General features: G+C 49.0%; 22 protein-coding genes. 11 read left to right on the top strand and 11 right to left on the bottom strand.

Features of this window, described 5'->3' with window-relative positions:
* Positions 1–23: 23 nt before the first annotated feature.
* Genes B2U97_RS12225 through panP form a run of 5 tightly spaced genes read left to right on the top strand, consistent with a single transcriptional unit; the run spans position 24 to position 4,682 of the window.
* Positions 24–644 (top strand): flavin prenyltransferase UbiX, encoded by a 621-nt coding sequence (locus B2U97_RS12225; RefSeq protein ID WP_034822004.1) that lies wholly within the window; start codon positions 24–26, stop codon positions 642–644.
* A gap of 8 nt (positions 645–652) precedes the next feature.
* Complete coding sequence (locus tag B2U97_RS12220; protein ID WP_286823204.1) at positions 653–1,582, top strand: ABC transporter ATP-binding protein; 930 nt, start codon at positions 653–655, stop codon at positions 1,580–1,582.
* A complete protein-coding gene (locus B2U97_RS12215; RefSeq protein ID WP_286823203.1) occupies positions 1,579–2,358 on the top strand; it encodes an ABC transporter permease in 780 nt (259 codons plus the stop codon). The genes B2U97_RS12220 and B2U97_RS12215 overlap by 4 nt, the downstream gene beginning before the upstream one ends.
* A complete protein-coding gene (trmB, locus tag B2U97_RS12210) occupies positions 2,358–3,032 on the top strand; it encodes a tRNA (guanine(46)-N(7))-methyltransferase TrmB (RefSeq protein WP_011235484.1) in 675 nt (224 codons plus the stop codon). Before B2U97_RS12215 ends, trmB begins: the two co-directional genes overlap by 1 nt.
* The gene (gene panP / locus B2U97_RS12205; protein ID WP_286823202.1) at positions 3,033–4,682 is read left to right on the top strand and encodes a pyridoxal-dependent aspartate 1-decarboxylase PanP; all 1,650 of its coding nucleotides are present in this window, start codon (positions 3,033–3,035) and stop codon (positions 4,680–4,682) included.
* On the opposite strand, the gene panC is transcribed toward panP, so the two are convergent.
* From panC to sfsA, 7 genes are all read right to left on the bottom strand, one after another.
* Positions 4,675–5,520, bottom strand: a complete 846-nt coding sequence (panC, locus tag B2U97_RS12200) for a pantoate--beta-alanine ligase (RefSeq protein ID WP_286823201.1) — start codon at positions 5,518–5,520, stop codon at positions 4,675–4,677. The two genes, panP and panC, sit on opposite strands and share 8 nt — an antisense overlap.
* Positions 5,517–6,317: a 3-methyl-2-oxobutanoate hydroxymethyltransferase gene (panB, locus tag B2U97_RS12195; protein ID WP_286823200.1), complete on the bottom strand. Its 801-nt coding sequence runs from the start codon at positions 6,315–6,317 to the stop codon at positions 5,517–5,519. Before panB ends, panC begins: the two co-directional genes overlap by 4 nt.
* An 18-nt stretch (positions 6,318–6,335) precedes the next feature.
* The gene (gene folK / locus B2U97_RS12190; RefSeq protein WP_286823199.1) at positions 6,336–6,842 is read right to left on the bottom strand and encodes a 2-amino-4-hydroxy-6-hydroxymethyldihydropteridine diphosphokinase; all 507 of its coding nucleotides are present in this window, start codon (positions 6,840–6,842) and stop codon (positions 6,336–6,338) included.
* Positions 6,829–8,148: a polynucleotide adenylyltransferase PcnB gene (gene pcnB / locus B2U97_RS12185; protein WP_041291761.1), complete on the bottom strand. Its 1,320-nt coding sequence runs from the start codon at positions 8,146–8,148 to the stop codon at positions 6,829–6,831. The genes folK and pcnB overlap by 14 nt, the downstream gene beginning before the upstream one ends.
* 150 nt (positions 8,149–8,298) lie before the next feature.
* Positions 8,299–9,150, bottom strand: coding sequence for a tRNA glutamyl-Q(34) synthetase GluQRS (gene gluQRS / locus B2U97_RS12180; protein ID WP_011235478.1), 852 nt, complete (start codon positions 9,148–9,150; stop codon positions 8,299–8,301).
* A gap of 6 nt (positions 9,151–9,156) precedes the next feature.
* Positions 9,157–9,609 (bottom strand): RNA polymerase-binding protein DksA, encoded by a 453-nt coding sequence (gene dksA, locus B2U97_RS12175; RefSeq protein WP_011235477.1) that lies wholly within the window; start codon positions 9,607–9,609, stop codon positions 9,157–9,159.
* A gap of 142 nt (positions 9,610–9,751) precedes the next feature.
* Positions 9,752–10,456, bottom strand: a complete 705-nt coding sequence (sfsA, locus tag B2U97_RS12170; RefSeq protein WP_110014303.1) for a DNA/RNA nuclease SfsA — start codon at positions 10,454–10,456, stop codon at positions 9,752–9,754.
* A gap of 56 nt (positions 10,457–10,512) precedes the next feature.
* Here sfsA and pepB point away from each other — a divergent pair, with 56 nt between their 5' ends.
* Genes pepB through mrcB form a run of 3 tightly spaced genes read left to right on the top strand, consistent with a single transcriptional unit; the run spans position 10,513 to position 16,547 of the window.
* Positions 10,513–11,811 (top strand): aminopeptidase PepB, encoded by a 1,299-nt coding sequence (gene pepB / locus B2U97_RS12165; RefSeq protein WP_034822021.1) that lies wholly within the window; start codon positions 10,513–10,515, stop codon positions 11,809–11,811.
* Positions 11,812–11,817: 6 nt separating this feature from the next.
* A complete protein-coding gene (gene hrpB, locus B2U97_RS12160; RefSeq protein WP_286823198.1) occupies positions 11,818–14,280 on the top strand; it encodes an ATP-dependent helicase HrpB in 2,463 nt (820 codons plus the stop codon).
* Positions 14,280–16,547, top strand: a complete 2,268-nt coding sequence (gene mrcB / locus B2U97_RS12155) for a penicillin-binding protein 1B (RefSeq protein ID WP_272988958.1) — start codon at positions 14,280–14,282, stop codon at positions 16,545–16,547. The genes hrpB and mrcB overlap by 1 nt, the downstream gene beginning before the upstream one ends.
* Positions 16,548–16,584: 37 nt before the next feature.
* On the opposite strand, the gene hemL is transcribed toward mrcB, so the two are convergent.
* The 4 genes from hemL to B2U97_RS12135 form a co-directional block, all read right to left on the bottom strand.
* Complete coding sequence (gene hemL / locus B2U97_RS12150) at positions 16,585–17,868, bottom strand: glutamate-1-semialdehyde 2,1-aminomutase (protein WP_272988960.1); 1,284 nt, start codon at positions 17,866–17,868, stop codon at positions 16,585–16,587.
* Positions 17,869–17,883: 15 nt separating this feature from the next.
* Positions 17,884–18,897, bottom strand: coding sequence for an aspartate carbamoyltransferase (locus B2U97_RS12145; RefSeq protein WP_272988962.1), 1,014 nt, complete (start codon positions 18,895–18,897; stop codon positions 17,884–17,886).
* Between the two features lie 70 nt (positions 18,898–18,967).
* Complete coding sequence (hemJ, locus tag B2U97_RS12140; RefSeq protein ID WP_272988964.1) at positions 18,968–19,399, bottom strand: protoporphyrinogen oxidase HemJ; 432 nt, start codon at positions 19,397–19,399, stop codon at positions 18,968–18,970.
* On the bottom strand, positions 19,396–21,090 hold the full coding sequence (locus B2U97_RS12135) for a chloride channel protein (protein WP_272988965.1): 1,695 nt from the start codon (positions 21,088–21,090) through the stop codon (positions 19,396–19,398). Before B2U97_RS12135 ends, hemJ begins: the two co-directional genes overlap by 4 nt.
* A gap of 96 nt (positions 21,091–21,186) precedes the next feature.
* On the opposite strand from B2U97_RS12135, the gene B2U97_RS12130 reads away from it, so the two are divergent.
* The 3 genes from B2U97_RS12130 to pepQ all read left to right on the top strand — a co-directional run bounded on the left by B2U97_RS12130 (position 21,187) and on the right by pepQ (position 23,739).
* Positions 21,187–21,933, top strand: coding sequence for a DUF6776 family protein (locus B2U97_RS12130; protein ID WP_272988966.1), 747 nt, complete (start codon positions 21,187–21,189; stop codon positions 21,931–21,933).
* 56 nt (positions 21,934–21,989) lie between these two features.
* Entirely contained in the window at positions 21,990–22,340 is a 351-nt protein-coding gene (gene erpA / locus B2U97_RS12125) for an iron-sulfur cluster insertion protein ErpA (protein ID WP_011235467.1), read from the top strand.
* Positions 22,341–22,422: 82 nt separating this feature from the next.
* Complete coding sequence (pepQ, locus tag B2U97_RS12120) at positions 22,423–23,739, top strand: Xaa-Pro dipeptidase (RefSeq protein WP_272988967.1); 1,317 nt, start codon at positions 22,423–22,425, stop codon at positions 23,737–23,739.
* The last annotated feature ends 5 nt before the right edge of the window (positions 23,740–23,744 follow it).

Genomic DNA, 23,744 nt, shown 5'->3' with positions numbered 1-23,744 from the left:
CTGGATGACACAGGAACCGTTCAATGAAAACCGACAATAGAATTACTGTTGCGATAACCGGTGCCTCGGGTGCCCCTTACGCGCTGCGTTTGTTACAATGTTTGCTTGATCAGGATCAACAGGTGCTGTTGCTAATTTCCAGTGCTGCCCGGGTCGTATTGGCAACGGAGCAGGGCATGCAAATTCCGGCAGCTCCTGACAAAGCAGCAGCAATGCTGTGTGAACACTTTTCGGTTGGTGCTGAGCAACTCAAAGTTTACGGCAAAGAAGAATGGTTTTCGCCGGTGGCTTCAGGTTCGGCGGCGCCCGCGAAAATGGTGGTGTGCCCTTGTTCAACCAGTACCTTGTCGTCAATTGCGCATGGCAGTAGTAATACGTTGATCGAGCGCGCCGCCGATGTCGTATTGAAGGAGCGCGGACAATTAATTTTAGTTCCGAGGGAGTCTCCGCTTTCGACAATCCACTTACAAAACATGCTGCAACTCAGTCAGCAGGGCGTAACGATAATGCCGGCAGCGCCGGGCTTCTATCATCAACCAGAAAGTATTGATGATTTAATCGATTTTATGGTGGCCAGAATGCTGGATCATCTTGGCCTTGAGCAGCGTTTAGTCAGCCGCTGGGGCTATGGAAAGGAGTCATAAAGAGGTCTATGAAAGCTTTAGAAATTACAGGCTTACGCAAAACATACCGTGGTGGTTTTGAAGCCTTAAAAGGTATTGATTTAGAGGTTGACGAAGGTGATTTCTATGCACTGCTTGGCCCTAATGGAGCCGGGAAGTCGACCACTATCGGAATTATTTCATCGCTGGTAAATAAAACCTCAGGTCAGGTGAAGGTATTTGGTTACGACTTAGACACGCAGCTCACCGATTTAAAACGCCAGATTGGTTTGGTGCCGCAGGAATTTAACTTCAATCAGTTTGAAACGGTTCAGCAAATTGTCGTGAATCAGGCGGGTTACTATGGTGTTCCTCGCTCGCTGGCTAAGGAACGTTCTGAAAAATACCTGAAACAGTTGGGGTTATGGGATAAGCGCAATGAACCGGCACGCTCTTTGTCTGGAGGCATGAAACGCCGGTTGATGATAGCCCGCGCATTACTGCACGAACCTAAATTACTGATTCTGGATGAGCCAACGGCAGGCGTTGATATCGAACTGCGCCGCTCCATGTGGGACTACCTGACTAAGATTAATCAGCAGGGCATTACCATTATTCTGACTACCCACTATCTGGAAGAAGCCGAAATGCTGTGCCGTAATATCGGTATTATTGATAGTGGCCGAATTATAGAAAACACGTCAATGAAGCGCTTGCTGGCGCAGCTAAGCCGCGAAACCTTTGTCTTAGATTTAGAACCGGGCCATAACGGTGCAGACATAGAGAACTTTAATCACCGTTGGACAGATGAGCAGACACTGGAAGTGGAAGTTGATAAAAATGCCGGGCTGAATGCCGTGTTCGAGCAGCTTTCTGCCCAAAAGGTAAAAGTGCTGTCAATGCGTAATAAAGCCAACCGTTTAGAGGAATTGTTTGTGTCTATGGTCGAACAGGGGCGTCAGCAGGAGGAAGCTAAATGAGCCATTCCGCAGCGAATTTTATTGCGTTAAAAACCATCTGGATAAAAGAGTGCACTCGCTTTCTTCGTATTTGGATACAAACTCTGGTGCCGCCGGCTATTACCATGACGCTCTACTTTGTCATTTTCGGTAGCATTGTGGGTGAACGAATTGGTGAAATGAGTGGCGTTGGCTACATGGAGTTCATTGTTCCCGGTCTTATTATGATGTCGGTTATTACCAACTCCTATTCCAATGTGGCGTCGTCTTTCTTTAGCGCTAAGTTTCAGCGCAATATTGAAGAGATGCTGGTGTCCCCTGTCCCTACAGCGGTCATTATTGCCGGTTATGTCGGTGGCGGTATGGCCCGAGCCCTGATTGTCGCGGTTATTGTCACCTGCGTGTCATTCTTCTTTGTAGAAGACATCCAGATTGCGCATATTGGTTATGTCATATTAACGATAATTTTAACCTCTACCTTATTCTGTTTGGGCGGGTTAATTAACGCCGTTTACGGCAAAACCTTTGACGATATTTCTATCGTACCGACATTTGTACTGACACCGCTAACCTATCTAGGCGGTGTGTTTTACTCGGTTAGCCTGTTGCCGGAATTCTGGCAGAAAGTATCTATGGCAAACCCGGTATTGTACATGGTTAATGGCTTTCGTTATGGTTTCTTAGGCCAGTCAGACGTGAGTATAGGTCTTGCCATAGCGGTTCTGGTGGGCTTCAATGTGCTGTTCTTTGCGGCGGCTTATTATATTCTCGATAAAGGCATAGGAATCCGTTCCTGATGCAGCAGGCAAGACCGGTTACAACCAACCAGAATGGACCGCATGAAGACACTGAAGCAGCAGTCCGTCGCCATTTAGAAAGTGAGTTTCTGAAACCTATTCAGGAGCACAACCAGCAGGCGTTTGACGAAATCAACGCGCAAGTTGAAAGCTGGGGTGGGCCGATTATTCTGGATTCCTGCTGCGGCGTGGGCGAAAGTACTGCAAAACTGGCAGAAATTCATTCCGATGCTATGGTTATCGGCGTTGATAAGTCGGCGCATCGGGTGGACCGTCACAGCCATTATCAGACCAGCGAGAATGGTCAGCGGTACTGGGTGGTAAGAGCCGACCTGAATGATTTCTGGCGGTTGGCGAACAGAGCCGGATGGCGGCCCCGGCAGCACTGCATTTTTTACCCAAACCCCTGGCCTAAATCGGCTCATTTAGCCCGCCGCTGGCATGGTAGTCCGGTATGGAAAGATGTGGTTGCGCTTGGCGGTGAATTGCATATGCGTTCTAATTGGAGCCTATACTTGTTAGAAGTGGCGCAGGCACTTAAGGTGAGCGGATATTATGCCGATATCTCACTGTTGTCCGATGACGCTGAGCCAATAACGCCTTTTGAACGCAAATATAAGAACAGCGGTCAGGCTTTATGGCAACTGCACGCGAATTTATCTAAGGAGTCTTGATTGAGCCCTAAAACAGACATAGCGGAAGTAAATCAGGAATCGCTGTATCGCATATTTACGATACCCGAGGCTCCTGATTCAACGCTGGGTAAAATCGAAAAGCATCTCTCAGAAAACCTGATGGGTTTTCTGGGGGAACATATTGTTGCCCGCGAAAAGCCGCTGCAGGAAATTGAGCGTGACTTCGATAAGTCGCAGATACCGGAAGAACCCGCTTTTGTTTCCGACCATACTGAATTTCTGTTGGATAAGCTGGTCGCTCATTCGGTGCATACGGCGTCGCCGCGTTTTATCGGCCACATGACATCAGCCTTGCCGTATTTCCTGCTGCCTTTAGCTAAGCTTATGGTGGGGCTGAATCAGAATCTGGTTAAAATTGAGACCTCTAAAGCCTTTACGCCGCTGGAGCGTAACGTTATTGGCATGATGCATCATCTGGTGTATCAGCAGGACGCGCCGTTTTATAATCGCTGGATGCATAGCGCTCAGCACTCGCTGGGAGCTTTTTGCTCGGGCGGAACCATAGCCAACATGACGGCTCTGTGGGTAGCGCGCAACCGGTTGTTACAGGCAGATGGTGATTTCGCGGGCATTTCAGCCGATGGACTGGCCGCAGGTCTTCAGCATTATGGCTACTCAAAGTTAACTGTAGTGGTGTCCGAGCGTGGGCACTATTCATTAAGTAAAGCTGCGGATGTACTTGGTATTGGTCGCCGAAATTTAGTGTCGGTGGCAACAGACAGTGATAACCGTATTCGTATTGATGAATTACGAAAAACCTGCGAAAAAATTGCAAAAGAAGGTGGTAAGGTGCTTGCGCTGGTTGGTGTCGCTGGTACAACAGAAACCGGCCACATTGATCCGCTCGACGAAATGGCGACTGTTGCAGAAGAAGTGGATGCTCACTTTCATGTAGACGCCGCGTGGGGTGGTGCGACGTTATTGTCTGAACAGCATCGTCCGTTACTGGCCGGTATCGAGAGAGCCGACAGTGTGACTATTGATGCGCATAAGCAAATGTACGTCCCTATGGGCGCTGGGCTGGTGTTATTTAAGAACCCATCATTGGTTAAGTCCATAGAATACCATGCCGAGTATATTATTCGTCAGGGCTCAAAAGATTTAGGTTCGCATACCATGGAAGGTTCACGCGCGGGCATGGCTATGATGGTGTTTTCGGCCATGCATGTTATCGGTCGCCGTGGTTACGAACTGCTGATTAATAACAGTATTGATAAAGCACGTTATTTCTCTAAGCTGATTTCTGAGCAGGATGACTTTGAAGTCATTACTGAGCCTGAACTTTGTATTCTGACCTATCGTTTTGTACCAATCAAAGTAAAAACGGTGTTGGATAAAGCGACGCCAGAGCAGCTGGCGCGCTTGACGCCGCACTTAAACGCACTGACGCGATATATTCAGAAGCGTCAGCGGGAGACGGGACAGTCATTTGTATCCCGGACTAAGTTAACACCGGCTCAATATCATCATGAACCAACGGTGGTTTTCCGCGTGGTGCTGGCAAACCCATTAACAACCGATGAGATGCTGCAGGAAGTTTTATGCGAACAGCGTAAAATTGCGGCAAAAGCCACCAGTTTGCGTGGCGCTCTGCATACTGAAATGCGCGAACTGGGTATGCTTATTTAGCCGCTGCGTTGGTAACTCGTAAGTTATCAATTAAGCGTGTTTTGCCCATAAAAGCGGCTGCCAGAATGACCCATTCGTGGTCTTCAGGCGTCGCTTCCTGCAAATCTGCTGCGTTACGAATACTGAAATAATCCGGCACAAACCCCGCCTGGGTCAGCTTTTCTTTTGCTGCAGCTTCCAGCTCACCAAAGTCAGTGTTTACACTCAGTTTAGCTTTGGTTTCTTCCAGAGTTTTATAAAGCTCCGCCGCTTGATGCTTTTGCTCTGTGGATAAGTAACCGTTACGCGAGCTCATGGCAAGACCACTGGTTTCACGCTGTGTGGCTGTTCCCAGAACCTCTACTGGCAGGCTTAGGTCTTGTACCATTAAGCGAATAACCTGAAGCTGTTGATAATCTTTTTCGCCAAATACAGCCAGCTGTGGCTGCACCATATTAAATAGTTTACAAACAATAGTTGCGACGCCGGTGAAATGCCCCGGGCGACTGGCTCCGCAAAGAATGTCACTGATGCCGGGCACTTCAATACGAGTTTGTTTGTCGAGACCGCGGGGGTAAACATCACTTACCTGAGGGGTAAATACCGCTGAAACACCTAAAGCGTCTAGCGCCTGACAGTCGGCTTCCAGCGTGCGTGGGTAACTGTCGAGATCCTCGTTTGCACCGAACTGCATAGGGTTGACAAAAATACTGACAACCACGTTGTCGCATCGTTCTAACGCTGTTTTAACCAACTGCAGGTGACCATCGTGCAGGTTGCCCATAGTCGGTACTAAAGCTACTTCAGACTGCTGTTGACGCCATCTTCGAAGTTCAGCAAGTGATTTTAAAATTCTCATTTGTAGCTATGCTCTGCTGTCGGGAACTCGCCTGAGCGCACCTGTTCCGAATATAAACGGAATGCATCGGCAAGAGAGCCGCCCTGAGCCAAAAAGTCTTTGGCAAATTTAGGCAGATAGTCACTGTTCATGCCGAGCATATCGTGCATAACTAAAATTTGTCCGTCGGTGTCTGCGCCTGCACCAATACCAATAGTAGGGATAGATAGCTGCTCGGTAATACGTTTACCCAGAGAAGCGGGTACGCATTCCAGAACAAGCAATTGAGCGCCGGCCTCTTCGAGGGCCAAAGCCTGGTTCAGTGTGTCCTCGGCTTGTTGTTGCTCTTTGCCTTGTACTTTATAACCACCTAGAACATTAACCGATTGCGGCAGTAAACCAAGGTGAGCGCACACCGGAATGCCCCGGGTCTTTAAGCCTTCAATGGTTTCAACCAGCCAGTGACCACCTTCCAGTTTTACCATGTTGGCGCCGGCTTGCATTAAAGCTGCCGCCACATCATAGGCTTGCTCGGGCGTGCTGTAAGTCATAAATGGCATGTCTGCTATAACAAAGGCATTGCTCGCACCACGACGCACACACTGAGTGTGGTAAATCATATCATCGACGGTTACCGGCACAGTTGAGTCGCGACCCTGCACAACATTACCCAGTGAATCGCCCACCAAAATAAAGTCGACGCCTTGCTCGGTCATGAGTTTAGCAAAACTTGAATCATAGGCGGTGAGGGAGCTGATTTTGGTCCCTTCCCGTTTCATTTGTTGTAACGTTGCAATGCTGGTTTTGGTTGTTGCCATGACGCACCTTCAGCAGTTTTAGATGGTTATATCAGACCGACAGATTAGCACGTCCAGACCCTCTTCGGTAAGAGTCTCTGTTTGTTGTTTTACGGTATTGCCATTAGGCAAAAGTTTGTCGGCGGCTATTTCGGCCAGAGGATAAAGTACAAAGCTGCGTTCGTATAAGCCCGGGTGAGGAACCCTGAGAGAGTCCGATTGATGTTGCTGCTCATCAAACAGCAGCAGGTCCAGGTCCAGCGTGCGCTCGCCCCAATGCCTGACTCGTTTACGACCAAAAGCATCTTCTATATCGTGTAAGGCTTGCAAAAGCTCGGCCGCCGGTAAGCTAGTGCTTACGGAACAAACTGCATTAACGTAATCGGGCTGGTCTTGCGGGCCCATAGGTTTGCTACCGTAAAGAGAGGAATAAGCTAATAGTTGCCAGCGAGAATCATTATTCAGCGCCTTTAAAGCCGACAGAATATTGTCCATCGGCTTACCCAGGTTACTACCCAGCGCAATAAAGGCTTTATGTTGCGTCATTACCTTTATTTTCCTGAGGCTTACGGCGTGGACCACGACGACGGCGCGGTTTGCGTCGGCCTGATCCCGCTTCCGGCTTTGAGGACTTTAATTGCGCCGGGTTGTCCTGCGCTTTACTCCAGTGCTCTGCCAGCCCGGCTAATTTTTTATCGCTATTTTCCGCATAAGAGCGTAACAATAAAAAGTCGTAGGCCGCACGGAACCGTTTATGCTCAAGCACTTTTTGAGCGCGTACGCCTTTAGTGATATTCAAACGACGCTGTAACTGCCAGATATCTCTGGCTGGCAGACTGAACCGTTTGGGTAATGAAACGCGTTGCGACTGTCTGTGAATAACATCAGCGGCGGCAACGTTTAATGCGTCCATAGGTGGCAGGCCACCTTCGTTCTCAAGTTGTTCGCGCCGAGCCTGTAATGGCCACCACAACAACACGGCAATTAAATAGGCCGGAGTAACACGCTGCTCTTCTGCAATGCGTCTGTCGGTGTCTTTAAAGGCTTTCAGCATCATTTGGTAGGCCGGGCTTTGTTCGTCAGCGACGTAATCTTTCAGCATTGGGAATAACTGCTGAAACAGTCCGAAATCTTTCATCATCAGGAAGTTAGCTTCTGCTTTACCCGACATAAACATTTTCAGGAATTCGTCAAACAAACGCGCCGGTGGAATGTTTATCAGTAACGGCGCAAGTTCTTTTAACGGGCCGCTGACCGAGTTATCCATTTGCATATTCAGTTTTGTGGCAAAGCGAACGGCGCGAAGCATGCGTACCGGATCTTCACGGTAGCGCACTTCCGGGTCACCAATCATCCGCAAAATGCCAGCGTTAATGTCATCAACGCCGTTGGCAAAATCGTAAATGGCGAAGTCAGCGATATTGTAATACAGCGCATTGGCGGTAAAGTCGCGACGCTCGGCGTCTTCTTCTATGCTGCCATAGACATTATCGCGAACCAGCTGACCGTGCTCGTCCTGGTCTGCCGTGCGGTTTTTCTTATTTTCTTCCTGCGGGCTGGCACCGTGGTGGCCGCGGAAAGTCGCAACTTCAATAACTTCTTTTCCAAACACCACATGGGCCAGGCGGAAGCGACGACCAATTAGGCGACAGTTACGAAATAGGGACTTAATTTGCTCTGGTGTGGCATTAGTGGTGACATCAAAATCTTTTGGTTCAAGCCCCAGAAGAATATCGCGGATGCAGCCGCCAACCAGATAGGCTTCAAAACCACTGTTGTGCAGGCGGTAAAGAACCTTTATTGCATTTTTACTGATATCGTTGCGGGATACTGGATGTTTGTCCCGTGAGATAACTTGTAATTTGGGTAACCGGCTGGATTCAGGCTCTGCCGCTTTACTGGAAAAGGCGCGCTTTGCCAGTGCTTTTATTCGCTTAATAATGGTGGTTCTCCCTTACCATTGTTTTTATTTAGAATCAGTTGTTGTCTGCATATTGTACCGTTAACGACCTGCTATATGCCACTTTTTGCACCAACTTTGCAACGCCTGTTGCAATATTTCACTGACAGGGCTGTGTCGCAGCTCTGATTCTGGTTTAATACCCAGATAATCCAGCGCTGTGAAAAGGTTATTTCTTGCCTGGCTGGACTCAATTGACGGTGCATGGTTTTGCTTACTCAATTTGAGTCCATCGTCATTCATTATCAGAGGTAAGTGCATCATTCTCGGCTGCTTTCCGGTGAAATACTGCCATAAAGTCAGCTGCCAGAAGCTTGGAGTTATCAAGTCGCTGCCACGCACAATATCGGTAATACCCTGTTCAATATCATCAACGACCACAGCCAGCTGGTAAGCATACAATCCGTCGCGACGTTTAAGTACGAAGTCTTCACTGACTGAGGCTGAGTGATCTTCTAATAAGCCGTGTGCGCGGTCATTAAATGTATCAACCGGGTTATTATTAATGAAGCGCAGGGCGTAAGGGGTTGAACGAGGCTGGCGGTTACGACAGTAGCCATCGTAGTGATCGCTGCGGGCACGAATAGCCCGGCGACTGCAGTCGCATTGATAAAGACGTTGAGCGTTTTCCAGCTGATTGAGCTGATGCTGGTAAACCGAATCGCGCTGGCTTTGGTATAAAACGGAACCGTCCCATTCTAAACCATGGGCTTCCAACTGCGTTAAAATAGTATCGGCCGCTCCGGGCACGGCTCGCGGTTTATCGACATCTTCAATGCGAACCAGCCACTCACCTCTATGCGCTTTAGCATCTAAGTAGCTACCAACGGCAGCTACTAATGATCCCAGGTGTAAGGGCCCTGAAGGTGTTGGTGCAAAACGGCCACGATACATGAGCCTTTAGGCTCCGGTCATTTGCTTCTCTTTCATCTCGGCCAGCGTTTTACAGTCGACGCACTGGTCAGCTGTTGGGCGAGCTTCTAAACGGCGGATACCAATTTCAATTCCGCACGATTCGCAAAAGCCAAAATCATCTTCTTCTATCTTTTGTAAGGTTTTTTCAATCTTCTTAATCAACTTACGCTCACGGTCACGTGTACGCAGTTCGATACTGAATTCTTCTTCCTGCGCAGCGCGGTCTACCGGATCAGGGAAGTTCGCTGCTTCGTCTTTCATATGATGCACTGTGCGATCAACTTCCTGACGTAATTGACGACGCCATTCTTCCAGAATACGACGAAAATGCGAACGTTGCGCATCGTTCATGTACTCTTCGCCCTGTTTTTCCTGATACGGCTCCAGGCCGGCCATCGCCAGGATGCCATGGGTTTTCTTATCCTTGCCTTGAGGCATCATGGATCTCCTACATTCTCTATAAAAGAGTGCTTAAAAAGCAGTACATTAAAAAAAGGACGCTACGTATACCAGAAAGGTTTACGGTTGGCAACGTCATTCGGATTAAATTTCTGCGGTGAAATTGTGAAGGCATTGAGTTTTAAAGGCTTACGGGAACTGGTCTCTCCAGTTTTATTTCTTTCGCCGACGCGCGGCACTTTACTGCATAAAACTCGACTCCGACTGACGCTGCTTTTCTACACAGCTCAGCATACTGGCTGTCAATATGTGCGGCGGGAGAAACTCGTTCGATACCGTCGTGCATTACCATGTAAAGCTGCACTGCGCGATGACCATCGGCCACAACCTGCATCAGTTCATTAAGGTGTTTGTGAGCGCGTTGGCTGACTGCGTCGGGAAAGTAACCTTGACTTGCGTCCGCTAAAGTGACGCTTTTTACTTCAATAAAGCATTCACGGTTATGCTGGTCTACGCCCCACCAGTCGATGCGGCTTTTTTCCTTACCGTAGCGTTGCTCTGGTTTTAGCTCTTGCCACTGACTTAATTCAGGTACAAGGTTGGTGTGTAGTAACTCTCCGGCCATGCGGTTAGCGTGCTGTGTATTGACTACAATCATTTCACCGTTGTTATTCTGAGCGAGCTCCCAGGTCAGTGAGTATTTACGTTTGGGGTTATCGGAAACACTGCACCAGGCTGTAAAGCCGGGTTCTGCACACCCGGTCATGGCTCCGGTATTAGGGCAGTGGGTTGTCGTCGTTTCGTTGTCACCAAAATCAATGTCGGCGAGAAAGCGCTTGTATCTTTTTTGCAAAACTCCCTGGCGCAGGGGCTTGTTAAATTGCATCAGAGACCTCATAACTCTAGTATAAACAGACAGCAAATTATCGGGAGAGGTACAGAATGTCCAGCGCACTCGCAATCTATTTAACTCAGGAAGCCCCCGCAAGTTATTGGAATCCAAAATCAAACTTAGTCTTTGGTGACAACAAAGCACAAATCATCTTAGTTGAAGATGAAGCTGAAAACTTGCGGCGTATTCAGAAAGCAGGCCGGACTCTGGACAACACCGGAGCAGTAACCATTGAAGCTGCTGGCAGTGACTGGAACCTGGAGCGTCAGTGGGCGCTGTCACAAGGTTTTACTTCAACCTTGTCGACCAATCAGGTTATCTGGAATAAAACTGACGAGCCTGCAGTCAAAGAACTTGATGCCATGCGTGAAGCGACTCGTTTCAGCCGTGAACTGACCAATTTGTCAGCGGAAGAAATTTACCCTGAAAGTTTGGCGCAACGTGTAACCGAACACTTTAAGGCTCTGGCGCCAGACGCCATCAGTGCGGAATTTATAAAAGGTGAAGCGCTGAAAGATGCTGGCTGGATGGGAATTTACACCGTAGGTCGTGCCAGTCAGCACGCACCAGGCTTATTGGTATTAGATTACAACCCAACCGGCGATGACAATGCGCCAGTAGAAACTGCGTTAATAGGTAAGGGTATTACCTACGACAGTGGTGGTTACAGTATTAAGCCGAGCGAAGGCATGCTCGCTATGAAGTGCGACATGGGTGGTGCAGCTACCGTATCCGGTGCATTGTCGCTGGCAATACGCCGGGGTCTGAACAAGCGCGTGAAGCTCATTCTTTGCTGCGCCGAAAACATGATTGATGGCCGCGCATACAAACTGGGTGACATTATTCGCTATAAAAACGGCCTGACGGTTGAAGTTGTTAATACCGATGCCGAAGGTCGTCTGGTGCTGGCCGATGGCTTACAGGCCGCGGGTGAGTTTGGTGCGAAACAGATTATTGATGCGGCAACGCTGACCGGTGCCGCGCAAATGGCGGTTGGTAATGAATACAACGCGTTGTTTAGTGTGGATGAAGTGGCTGCCACTAAAGCATTGGCTAATGCGGATAAAGAAAATGAGCTATTGTGGCGCTTACCTTTAGCCCCATGGCACAGTGAAAACTGTCCGTCAGCTTTTGCTGATACGGCCAACAGCCGCCCGCAAAAAGGTGGTGGTGCCGGTGGTGCAAGTAATGCAGCGGGCTTTTTACTGCGCTTTGCGCCGAACAGCGGCAAAGGCTGGCTGCACTTTGACTTAGCTGGCGCTTACCAAAAATCGGCTACCTCTATGTGGGCGACAGGCGCTACCGCCGCCGGTGTGCGCACCATAGCCGCAACAGTACAAGGTGATTAATTTGGCATGACCTTGCCAATTGAGAGCGTGCTGCCGGAGCTGGCGAAAGCCTTTCCGGCTGCACGTGTCGTTATTGAGGCACCGCCCGGTGCCGGTAAATCAACACAACTTCCGCTATTTTTGTTGCAGCAAGATATTGCTAATGACGGTCTAATTGTCATGCTGCAGCCCCGGCGTGTTGCTGCGCTGAATATTGCTCATTATTTGGCTAAGCAGTTAGGCGAGTCGGTAGGGGAGCAAGTTGGTTACACGGTGCGCGGCGACAGCAAGCGCAGTAAGGCAACTAAGTTACTCGTTATCACGGAAGGCGTGTTGGTGCGATGGCTACAGGAGGATCCTGAGCTTGGCGGTATTGGCACGCTAATCTTCGATGAATTTCACGAACGCAATTTGCACAGTGACTTAAGTCTGGCGCTTGTGATTGATGCCCTGCCATTGCGTCCGGATTTAAACCTGCTGATTATGTCGGCCACCTTGCCAGCAGAAAGTCTGAAACTCTGGTTAGAGAATTACTGTGATCAGGTGCAGGTTTTGCGTAGCGAAGGCCGCAGTTATCCGGTTGAGTATCACTATCGCCCAGCATCTCATGTTACTCAATGGCTGGCTGAATTACCCAAAGTGGTTGTCGAAGCCTTTGCTGCTGCCGAAAAAGGTGTTCTGGTTTTCCTGCCGGGCGTTTATGAAATACAAAAGATTGCGACTGAACTGAGTCAGCGAATGCCGCCGGGAACACTGATTTTACCCTTGCACGGGCGTATTCCCTTGCAGCAACAGCGGCAAGTATTAAAGGCGCCGGACGAAAAACGGATTATTCTGGCAACCAATATTGCTGAAACCAGCTTAACTCTGGACGGTATTGATGTGGTTGTCGACAGTGGTCGTGAGCGCCGGGCTCAGTACCTGCCTCAATACGGGTTAAGCCAGCTAATTACGCAGCGTATTGCTAAAGCTTCAGCAACACAGCGTGCGGGTCGCGCGGGTCGTCAGCAGGCGGGGCTATGTTTTCGCTTGTGGGCGCGCTCCGACGAGCATGGCTTTGCCGATTATGCGCCTCCGGACGTTGCCACTCAGGATTTATCAGCACTGGTACTGGATGTGCTGCGTTGGGGCAGTGAGGTGAACCAACTGGCCTGGTTTTCTCAGCCCGACCCCGGGCATTGCGCTGCGGCGACCGACTTTTTAGCCAGCACCGGCTTAATAAAACAGGGGCAGTTAACCGCAAAAGCCCGGCAGCTGGAGTCCGGCGGTTTTGATCCCAGAATTTTACTGGTGGCGGACGCAGCCAAAGCTTTGGCGAACGAGCAGCAAGCCGCTATGGCTCGTGTTTTGGCTACACTGGAAGAGCCGCAAACTAGCATAAAAACAGTCGATCTATTTGAACGCACTCAGCAGCATTATCAACAACGAAATCAGGCGCCTTTGTGGCAACAACGCTGGCGCTATTGGTTAAACCATTTTGGTCTGAAAGAAGCTGTAGAATCTGCAGGAACCAGTGAAGACGGCCTTGCCGCTGCCTTACTGCAGGGGTACCCCGACCGAGTCGCAAAGTACGATGTCAGCCGAGGCGACTTTCAACTGGCTTGCGGTGGTCGGGTTAGTGGCGACAGCAGTCGCCTTCAGCAGCCAACCTGGGCAATTATTTTTGATGTCACCTTTCATGAGCAAGACACGATAGGGCGCAGCCGCTGTCTGTTACCTGTGGACGATGCCCCGTCGTTACTGAAAGAAGCCGGTATTCCTTTGCAGACCGTGCAAACAGCTGAATGGGTAGGTGAACAGCAACAACTGCGACAAATAACCCGCACTCAGTTGGGCTCTTTGGTACTCAGTCAGACCAATAATAATGGACCGGTTTCCAATGAACAAAAAGCCGAAGCCTTCTGCCTGTGGTTGCGCGATAAAGGCCTGGATAAACTCAACTGGAGTCAACGCGCGAAACAGCTACAACGCAGAGTCTACTGGCTGCAACAAGCCGGAGAGTTGGGCGCTTACGACATGAGCGATGCAGGATTACTTAATAGCCTGGAGCGCTGGGCTGCGCCATACTGGACGAATCTCCGGTCGCTAAAGCAATTGCAGCAGTGGGATCCATACGAAGCTTTGTGTTATTTTCTCGACTACTCAGAACTGCAACGTCTTAATTCGGCCTGTCCTGAATGGTGGCAAACTCCGACAGAACGTAAAGTGTTTATAAATTATCTGGACGATACCCCCAGAGTTGAGGTCAAATTACAGGAAATGTTTGGTGTCTCTGAGTCGCCTAAAATTATCGATAACCAACAAGTTGTGACCGTTGATCTTCTGTCGCCGGCCGGGCGTCTGTTACAGCGAACCAATGATCTCGCGAGTTTCTGGCAAAATGCTTACGCCGACGTGCGCAAAGAAATGCGCGGTCGCTATCCTAAGCATCCATGGCCGGAAGACCCTCTGAATGCAACCGCAACGTTTAAAACCAAAAGGCAGCAGTAGTGATAAAAAGTCGATGGTTTCAATACCTATTCTGGACAAGCTTTAAGATAGGGCTGGTACTTATCGCCGTCATTGGGCTTTATGCCATTTATCTGGATGCCAGTTTATCCCGCCACTATAGCAACAAGCGTTATCAGGCACCGGCTTTGGTCTACGCGGGGGAAGTGACGCTGGTAAAGAATCACCCTATGCGTTTGCAGCGGTTGGTCGACGTTCTGGAACGGGTGGGTTATCAGCGTAATAGTAATACCGAGCAGTCGGGTTACTATTCTGTGGGTAAAAACAATGTCATGGTGCACAGACGGCCTTTCGACTTTTCCGATGGGCCGCAGATGGCGCAACGAGTGCAAATCAACTTTCACGGTGACCGTATTGAGTCTATAAAAAGCTGGCCCAGTGGCAGAGAGCTGGAAAGCTTTCGTCTGGAACCCGAGCTGATAGGCCGCATTAGCACCTTAAGTAAAGAAGATCGTTTGTTAGTTGGGCTGGAAGTCGTGCCTAACCTACTCATTGAAACCTTATTAAAAGTTGAAGACAGAGAGTTCTATCACCATCAGGGCGTATCGCCATGGTCTATTCTGCGGGCTTTAGCTGCGAACTTAAAAGCAGGCAGAACGGTTCAGGGTGGCTCTACTCTTACTCAGCAGTTGGTAAAAAATATTTATCTGAGCAGAGACCAGACGTTGTGGCGCAAGTTTCATGAAGCCATGATGTCGCTGGTTATCGATTACCGGTTTGATAAAAACACCATATTAGAGACCTACCTGAACGAAGTGTATTTTGGGCAGGACGGAAGCAACGCTATTCACGGTATAGGACTTGCCAGTCAGTTTTATTTTGGTAAGCAAGTACAGGAACTGAACCCCAGCGAAATTGCTTTAATGGTGGGGATGATAAAAGGTCCTTCTTATTATGACCCAAGACGCTTCCCGGAGCGCGCCCGCAGCCGCAGGGACACCGTGCTTAAAGTCATGTTTGAACAGGATCTGCTCGGTAAAGATAACTACGTTGCGGCGGTTGAGCAGCAGCTTGAGGTTAAAGAAAGCCGTCGTCTGGTTGAACACCCGTACCCACATTATATGGACTTAGTACGGCGCGAGATGAAGCGCATTATCCTGCCGGAAGACTGGCAGGAAACCGGGCTGAAAATCTTCACGCATTTGCAGGTGGATGCACAAAATGCAGTGCAGCGCTCGTTAGCACAACAGCTTATGGCTGACGGCGAAGATGAAAAGTTAGAAGGCGCAATGGTAGTTGCTGATTACCGCAACGGCACGGTTAGTGCGCTGGCTGGTGGGCGCTTAAGTCAGGCTATAGGTTATAACCGGGCGTTGTTAGCACTGCGACCAATAGGTTCACTAATGAAGCCCATTATTTATGCCGCCGCGATGCAGGATTCAAACGTTGGTCTGCATACGCCGGTTGCAGATGAACCCATTACGTTATCTGACAAAAAGGGCAAAGAATGGAAGCCGCAAAACTACGATAAAGAGTTTGATGGTAGTTTGCTGTTGTATGATGCGTTGGTTCAGTCGCGCAACTTACCGGCCGTTCGGGTGGGCATGGAAGTAGGTATAGATCAACTGGTGAGTTATTTACGCGAGTTAGGCGTGACAACGCCACTACAAGCTTACCCGTCGCTGACTTTAGGCTCAGCATCGCTGTCGCCTGTGGCGGTGACACGAATGTACAGCGCGCTTATGAATGATGGTCGTTATCAGCCTTTGGCTGCGGTTTCGTCTATCACCACACATCAGGGTGAGGTACTTTATAGGCGCGAAGCACCTGAGACAGAAGAAGTTTTCGATAAAAAAGTGTCTTATCTGACTCGCTATGGTTTACGCGGAGTGGTATCAGAGGGAACTGCAAGCCGCCTGCAAAGTGCTTTAGCCGGTCAGGTAGTTGGTGGCAAGACAGGTACAACGAATGATTATCGCGACAGCTGGTTTGTCGCAGTAGATGGCGAGCACGTAGTTACGGTCTGGTTAGGCCGTGATGATAATCAACCGGTTGGCTTAACTGGCAGTAGTGGCGCTCTCAAAGTTGTGGCGGATTTTTATGATTACTTACCGCCGTTGAGCATGGCTTTAGATGTACCGGAGCCTCTGCAAATGCAAAACTTCCACCCCACAACGGGACAGCGAATTCCTGAAGATTGCGGCAATGGTCGTAGATTACCGGCTGAGGAAATAAGGCTTCCCGAGGATATTACCTGTGAAGGCGATATCCGCGAGAAAAGCTGGTGGGAACGTTTATTTGGTGGCTAAAGCGCCGGAGCCAAGGCCAGGCGCTATAGCCGCAGAGCTAGACTAACTTAGCAAAGGCTTTTTCAGCGGCATCCAGAGTGTTTTGAATGTCTTCTTCACTGTGCGCTGCCGACATAAAGCCACCTTCAAAGGCCGATGGCGCAAGATACACGCCTTGCTCTAACATGGCGTGATAGAACGTCTTAAAGTGTTCCATATTACACTGTGTAGCCTGAGCGTAAGTGGTCACTTCGGGCTCTTCGGTAAAGAAGAAACCAAACATAGAACCGGCACGGTTCGTTGTCATTGGTACACCAGCCTTGTCAGCGCGTTCCTGTAAACCGTCCAGCAGCGTGTCAACGCGTTGGTAAAGCTGGTCGTAAAGCCCGGGGGTGGATAATTGCTGTAACGCGGCTAAGCCGGCGGCCATGGCGACCGGGTTACCCGATAACGTTCCTGCCTGATATACAGGGCCAACAGGAGCAATGTAGTCCATGACTTCTTTTTTGCCGCCAAAAGCGCCAACCGGCATGCCACCGCCAATGACTTTACCCAAAGTAGTGAGGTCAGGCTTAATCTTGTAACGATCCTGAGCGCCGCCCGGAGCTACACGGAAGCCAGTCATAACTTCGTCGAAAATCAGAACTGAACCGTGGTCGTCACAAAGGCTGCGTAAGCCTTCCAAAAAGCCTTCAACTGGTGGAATGCAGTTCATGTTACCGGCTACCGGCTCAACAATAATGCAGGCAATTTCATCGCCCATTTCAGCGAAAATTTGTTTCACTGATTCAATATCGTTGTAAGTTGCGGTTAAAGTATGTTTCGCAAAGTCTTCCGGAATGCCGGGAGAGTTAGGAACGCCCAGAGTCAAAGCGCCTGAACCAGCTTTAACCAGTAAGGAGTCGGCGTGGCCGTGGTAGTTACCTTCAAACTTCAGAATTTTATCCCGGCCGGTGTAGCCGCGTGCCAGACGAATGGCCGTCATCGTGGCTTCGGTACCGGAGTTCACCATGCGTACTTTTTCAATAGAAGGGACTATTTTGCGAATAGTCTCCGCCATGGTGATTTCAACTTCCGTCGGTGTACCGAAGCTTAGGCCTCGCTTGGCCGCCTGTAAAGTGGCTTCTAACACTGCCGGGTGGTTATGTCCCAAAATCATGGGGCCCCATGAGCCGACGTAATCGATATAACGTTTGCCGTCGGCATCAACCATGTAAGCGCCTTCAGCACGCTCAAAGAAAATGGGGCTGCCACCAACGCCGTTAAAAGCCCGTACCGGCGAGTTAACGCCGCCAGGGATACTGATTTGTGCTTGGGTGTATAATTCTTCTGAGCGACTCATGTCGTAACTACCTCTTTACTGTTGGCTTTTTTCGCTGTACCAGATGACATCACATTGGTGCTTATCAACCTGGTCAACGACCCCAAGTGTTAATGCAAACAGAGCCATACGAATTAGCACTCCGTTGTCAGCCTGACGAAAAATAGCCAGGTTGGGGTTTTGGTTTAAGTCGTTATCCAGTTCATTCGCTTCGGCGCGCGAATCTCGCGGCAAAGGATGCATGATGACCGTATTCGGCTTGTAGTGCTTAGTGTAAATAGCCTGGTTTAAACGAAACTTACCGCGATATTGATCAGCGTCTTCCGGACTTGCGAAGCGTTCTTGCTGTATGCGGGTTTGATAAACAATGTCAGCATCGACAATACCGTCGACTTTTTCTGTAACCGTTACACGATGGCCTGCATTTGCCAGCGTATCTAATACGGAATCTGGCATGGAAAGTTCACGGGGCGAAATTAAAGTGAATTTAATGTTTTTGTACATAGAGAGCAAAGTGGACAACGAATGTACGGTACGCCCGTATTTCAAATCGCCAATCATGCAAATGTGCATGTTATCAATGCTCTGCTGATGGTACGCCAGTTCTTTCTGGATGGTGTAAAGGTCCAGCAATGCCTGAGTAGGGTGCTCGTTCGCCCCATCACCACCGTTAATGACCGGTACCCGGCTGCCTTCAGCAAACTCTCTTACCGAGCCCGACTTTGGGTGGCGCATGGCAATAACGTCGCTGTAGCTGCTTAATACGCGGGCGGTATCGTAAAGCGATTCGCCTTTTGCAATGGCCGAACTTTCCATGCCGGTGGTTTCGCGGACTTCGCCCCCTAACAGGTTGAACGCCGTGCCGAAGCTTACCCGGGTACGAGTTGAAGGTTCGAAGAAAAGATTACCAAGGATAGCGCCGTCAAGAACTCGAGTGCGTGTTTTACGCCGGGCGTAAGGTTGCATCTTGTCCGCAACGGAGAATATGTAGTCAATGCTGTCGCGATTGAACTGATTTACAGAAAGAATATTGGAGCCGGTGAAATTCATCTTTGGGTGCGCCTCTGCCGCAGAATGTCACTGGGCGCACACTATAGCAAATCATGCGGCACAAGAGAATCTAATAAGGCTTAACTACCGCTAAAATGATAATAGCGAAAAGTGCCAGTACCGGGAGCTCATTAAACACCCGGTAAAACCTGTGGCTGCGGCGGTTGGTACCGGTTTTAAAGTCCTTCAATAGTTTGAAACAGTAACCGTGATACGCAAAAAGTAGTAACACCAGTACCAGTTTAGTGTGCATCCAGCCACTGGCGGCAAACCAGGCTGAACCATAGGCAAAAATAAGCACGACACCGAAAATGAGCGTAAGAATGGCGAAGGGGGTGACGAAATACAGTAAGCGTCTTTCCATTATGCAGAGTTGCTCGTCTACGGCAGGCTTGGCATTCATTGCGTGATAAACAAACAAACGTGGTAAGTAGAAAATGCCGGCAAACCAGGCCACCATAAAAGCAATGTGTAGGGCTTTAACCCATAGTATCCATGTCATGCGAGTTCTCTCTGTAGGGCTTTACGGACTATTTCCCAGGTAACAATGCCACAGGGCTGGCCGTCATCCGTTTCATAGATATACACGGCGCCCCGGCGTTGGGGCCCAATTTCATCATACACTTCGGCCAGAGTCGATGTGACTCGAATTCCTTTAATAGGAGTGTAGCTCAGGCTGGGACTGTCACCGGCGTTGATATCATAAGTTACCAGACGATAAAGTGCCTGATTATCTTCATCGACTGACATAACAATAACGGTTTTCGCCTGCGCAGATTCAAGTGAATCAACCAGTTCGTTCTGAGTGGGCTCAAGCAGCAATTTGAAATCCGTTTCCATGACGTTTTCAACACCGGTTTTCTGTAATGCGACATGCACCGGAGCTAACTGGTAAGGCAAACCCTGCAGCTCTAGCTGGGAGATGAAAATGGACTTGGATTTCAGTAACTGACTGGATATTAAGTAAGCCGGAACAATCACTAACATAGCGGGAATAATAATTTCCACACTGCGTGACAACTCGACAATAGCGAGCAGGGCTGCCATTGGAGCGTGAATACAGGCCGCTAAAATACCAGCCATTCCTAATAGAATGAAGCTGTCGAAAGACAATGGCTGTTGAATATCCAGCCCGTTAACTGCACCGACAAATACCGCAGCAATAATGGCTCCGATACCAAACACGGCACCAATTAAACCGCCGGGTATCCCCATGCCCAAAGCAATAGCTGAGGCAAAAAGCTTAGCTATAAGTAAGGTGGTCAGTAGCGACATTTCACCCTGATGATTCAACACCTGCTCAATAGCTGTAAGCCCCGGACCTAAGCTGCTGGGAATGATGACAGCCAGCATTGCCGTTATAAGCCCGGCAAAGAGCAAGCGCGTAAGCAATGACATGTCTTGCACGGTTTCCATAACATCCAGCATGAGTTTTTTGAACAACACCCCAACAAACCCCAGTACAACGCCCAGTAGCATCACCCAGGGCAACTGTGTGGTGGGAATATCCTGGGCTGAGAGCACGGCCAGCTCAGAAGCAACACCAAAAATTTCTTCGGTAATTAGCGAACCGGCTACCGCCGACAACATAACCGGTATAAAAACGTGAACTTTGTATTCCCGCAGTACCACTTCCATTACCAGAACCATAGCCGCCAACGGCGTGTTAAAAGAGGCAGCGATAGCTGCGGCGATACCACAGGCCGCTAGGGTTCGTATGGCGTTCTTGGGGGCGTCGAAATGAAAGCCTAGCCAGGTAGCGGCTGCCGCGCCTAAATGAACTGCTGGCCCTTCGCGGCCAACACTGAAACCGGCAACCAGCGCAATTATTCCACCAAAGAACTGGTTTACGGTACTGCGCCAGGGAAGCATGCCGTAGTGCTGCTTCATACGATGGATAACGTAGGGAATACCCATGCGCACGTGTTTAGAGCCCGACAGCCGAAACAGAACATAAACAATGGCGGCGGCAATAATAGGTAGTAAAAAGCGGTAAGTAGTTGGTAAAGGCTGTTGCCAGTAGCTGTCATTCCCGACAAGATAAGCGCCTTGTTCTATTGCAAAACGAAACCCGGCAATCATAAGAGCTGCCAGAATTCCGCCGGCCAGTCCCATTAAACAAATGGCGATAGTGGTCGATGGCATCGCCAGCTGTTTGCGCAATTGTTGTCGGAGTACCGAGTTAGAAGCCATTTAAAATAAGATCCTTACCTTAAACCGTGGGATGGCGCTTGCATATTTATCAATAACATATCAGCATAAACGCTTGATGGAAATGAGCTGGAAGTTATGAAGCCCTATTTTAACCTGAAATACTGGCAACAACGCTGGGGAGCCTTCCCGGTATTTGTGTTGTTGATCTGTGTTGCTGTTTTGGTTGTTTACCTAGCCTACTTAGCTGGTGTGTGGCATGCAAAGGCATTAAAAGAAGAAGTTTCGAAGCAGTCGCAGCAACTTGAAGAGCTTTATCAGCGACTTGAGCAGATGGAGTATCAACGCCATGTACTGCAAGTTGAGCTAGATATTGAGCGTTCGGCCAACCAAAGTTTGCAGGACGAGTTGAGCGCGTTACAAAATGATAACTACGGTTTGCGTCGTGACTTAGCGTTTTATCAGAAAATTATGGCGCCGGAGCTACAGGAAAGCGGCGTTACTATAGACTCTTTAACCGTTACTCAGAATCGTTCGGAAAACCATTTCCATTTCTCTCTGGCGGTTTTACAAATTGAGCAGCGTCGCAACTTTGTCCAGGGAAATGTTACTGTTGAGCTGGTTGGTCGTATCGATGGCAAGAAAAAGCGTTATGACTTACTGCAACTTGCCAATATAGCGCAAGATGATCGCAGTTTTTCTATGCGCTATTTTTCCTTGTACGAGGGCGACTTCTTTATGCCGGAAGGACTGGCTCCTGAACGGGTAGAGGTGAAAGTCAGAATTACCAAAGGTGGTAACGGCACGCTGGATCGAACCTTTTTCTGGAAAGAAATTAGCCGGGGAGATGCTAACCCCGGTGTGCGTAGTGACGGCGATACTTGACCAAAATACTCAGGTAAGAGAAAATAGCAGTAGAGTTCAACCAAGGTAGAGAAATCATGAGCAGTGCAGCAGAGCAGGCAATGCCGATTGAGTTCACTGAACAAGCGGCAAGCAAAGTGGGTAAGCTGATTGCTGAAGAAGAAAACCCAAATTTGAAGTTGCGTGTTTACGTAACCGGAGGCGGTTGTTCGGGCTTCCAATATGGTTTTACCTTTGATGAAAAGAAAAACCCGGGTGATATGGAAATAGAAAAAAACGGCGTCACCCTGCTGGTTGATCCAATGAGTTTACAGTATTTAATGGGTGGCGTGGTCAGCTACGAAGAAGGGCTGCAGGGCTCTCGCTTTTTTGTCGACAACCCGAATGCCACAACAACCTGTGGTTGTGGCTCCAGCTTTTCCGTTTAGGCTTTAGCTTCCCCTCGGGAACAGCTGAAATTTTTTGGCTTTTCCGCTAGAATAACCTCACAATTTTTTGTGAGGTTTTTTTATGAGCGCGTACGCAGAACACATCAAGACAGTTTGTAGCCGCTTTGATAAAGCGTTAGAAGATAATCAGTTTGAATCCGTTTTGGTTTACTCGGGCCAGCCACGAGTTGATTTTCTCGACGATAACGCGCCGCCGTACCGGGTTAACCCGCTATTTAAATATTGGGTTCCGGTCACAGAAAGCCCCAAAAGTGCTATTTTTTATCGTAAGGGTAGCCAACGTCCTACGGTTTACTTATTTCAGGCTCGGGACTTCTGGCATGCTCCGGTTAACGTGCCGGAAGAAGAATGGCAGCAGCACGTTGATTTAAAAATTATCGACGACTTAAGCATGCTGACTGAAGATTTAGGTAGTGACTTAGAACAGTCAGCCTTTATTGGTGAAGACTTTGCTCAGCCGGTCAGTGACTGGAAAGTGAAAGCTCGCAACCCGCAGGCATTGATTGATCATCTGCATTTCCATCGCTCAATAAAAACGGAATGGGAAGTGGACAATTTGCGCGAAGCCAACCGCTTAGCGGCAAAAGCCCATGTTGCAGCAAAAGAAGCTTTTTTTGCCGGTAAAAGCGAGCTGGAAATACACCATGCTTACCTGAGTGCTATCGACTTTCGTGAGTCTCAGGTGCCTTACAATAGCATCGTTGCATTGAACAGCGATTCCGCAATTTTGCATTACGACGTATACGACACCGTTCCGCCTAAGCAAATCCGTTCGTTCTTAATTGATGCTGGCGCACGCTACCGTGGTTATTGCTCTGATATAACCCGCTCGTACGCTTATGAAGAGGGTTTCTATGCGGACTTGGTTGAAGCTATGGATAAAGCTCAACAAGAGCTGTTGAGCGAGATTAAGCCCGGTGTGAGCTATTACGACCTGCATGTATCTATGCATCTGAAAGTCGCGCAAATTTTAACTGACTTTGAGTTTATAAAAGGTGATGAGCAAAGCATTTACGACAAAGGTTACACCAGTGCCTTTATGCCGCACGGGTTAGGCCACTTTATCGGTTTGCAGGTACATGATGTTGGCGGTTTCTTGAAAGATGACAAAGGCAACAGCTACGAGCGCAGTGAGCGTCATCCGTTTTTACGCTTACTACGAGACATTGAAGTTGGCCACGTCTTTACTATTGAGCCGGGCTTATATGTGGTCGATCAGCTGCTGGAAGAGCACAAAGACAGTGCAGATATTAACTGGGAGAAAGTTGATGAGCTGCGTCCATACGGTGGTGTACGTATTGAAGACAGTATTGTCGTTGGAGCTGATGGTAACGAAAACCTGACCCGGGACGCCTTCAAAGAGCTGGGTGCTGAATAACGCTG

It is taken from the genome of Idiomarina sp. UBA3176 (genome assembly GCF_002364295.1).
In the GTDB taxonomy this organism is placed as follows: Bacteria; Pseudomonadota; Gammaproteobacteria; order Enterobacterales; family Alteromonadaceae; genus Idiomarina; species Idiomarina loihiensis.
The sequence above is the reverse complement of the archived record's forward strand: the minus strand, read 5'-3'. Positions and strand labels throughout refer to the sequence as shown.

Excerpts from the sequence above, each read along its gene's own strand:
- sfsA (WP_110014303.1), bottom strand. The coding sequence starts at position 10,456 with ATGCAATTTAACAAGCCCCTGCGCCAGGGAGTTTTGCAAAAAAGATAC.
- panC (WP_286823201.1), bottom strand. The coding sequence starts at position 5,520 with ATGAGAATTTTAAAATCACTTGCTGAACTTCGAAGATGGCGTCAACAG.
- B2U97_RS12135 (WP_272988965.1), bottom strand. The coding sequence starts at position 21,090 with ATGGCTTCTAACTCGGTACTCCGACAACAATTGCGCAAACAGCTGGCG.
- trmB (WP_011235484.1), top strand. The coding sequence starts at position 2,358 with ATGCAGCAGGCAAGACCGGTTACAACCAACCAGAATGGACCGCATGAA.
- B2U97_RS12145 (WP_272988962.1), bottom strand. The coding sequence starts at position 18,897 with ATGAATTTCACCGGCTCCAATATTCTTTCTGTAAATCAGTTCAATCGC.
- folK (WP_286823199.1), bottom strand. The coding sequence starts at position 6,842 with ATGACGCAACATAAAGCCTTTATTGCGCTGGGTAGTAACCTGGGTAAG.
- hemL (WP_272988960.1), bottom strand. The coding sequence starts at position 17,868 with ATGAGTCGCTCAGAAGAATTATACACCCAAGCACAAATCAGTATCCCT.
- pepB (WP_034822021.1), top strand. The coding sequence starts at position 10,513 with ATGTCCAGCGCACTCGCAATCTATTTAACTCAGGAAGCCCCCGCAAGT.
- hemJ (WP_272988964.1), bottom strand. The coding sequence starts at position 19,399 with ATGACATGGATACTATGGGTTAAAGCCCTACACATTGCTTTTATGGTG.
- B2U97_RS12130 (WP_272988966.1), top strand. The coding sequence starts at position 21,187 with ATGAAGCCCTATTTTAACCTGAAATACTGGCAACAACGCTGGGGAGCC.
- panB (WP_286823200.1), bottom strand. The coding sequence starts at position 6,317 with ATGGCAACAACCAAAACCAGCATTGCAACGTTACAACAAATGAAACGG.
- gluQRS (WP_011235478.1), bottom strand. The coding sequence starts at position 9,150 with ATGTATCGTGGCCGTTTTGCACCAACACCTTCAGGGCCCTTACACCTG.
- hrpB (WP_286823198.1), top strand. The coding sequence starts at position 11,818 with ATGACCTTGCCAATTGAGAGCGTGCTGCCGGAGCTGGCGAAAGCCTTT.
- B2U97_RS12215 (WP_286823203.1), top strand. The coding sequence starts at position 1,579 with ATGAGCCATTCCGCAGCGAATTTTATTGCGTTAAAAACCATCTGGATA.
- erpA (WP_011235467.1), top strand. The coding sequence starts at position 21,990 with ATGAGCAGTGCAGCAGAGCAGGCAATGCCGATTGAGTTCACTGAACAA.
- pepQ (WP_272988967.1), top strand. The coding sequence starts at position 22,423 with ATGAGCGCGTACGCAGAACACATCAAGACAGTTTGTAGCCGCTTTGAT.
- dksA (WP_011235477.1), bottom strand. The coding sequence starts at position 9,609 with ATGCCTCAAGGCAAGGATAAGAAAACCCATGGCATCCTGGCGATGGCC.
- B2U97_RS12225 (WP_034822004.1), top strand. The coding sequence starts at position 24 with ATGAAAACCGACAATAGAATTACTGTTGCGATAACCGGTGCCTCGGGT.
- B2U97_RS12220 (WP_286823204.1), top strand. The coding sequence starts at position 653 with ATGAAAGCTTTAGAAATTACAGGCTTACGCAAAACATACCGTGGTGGT.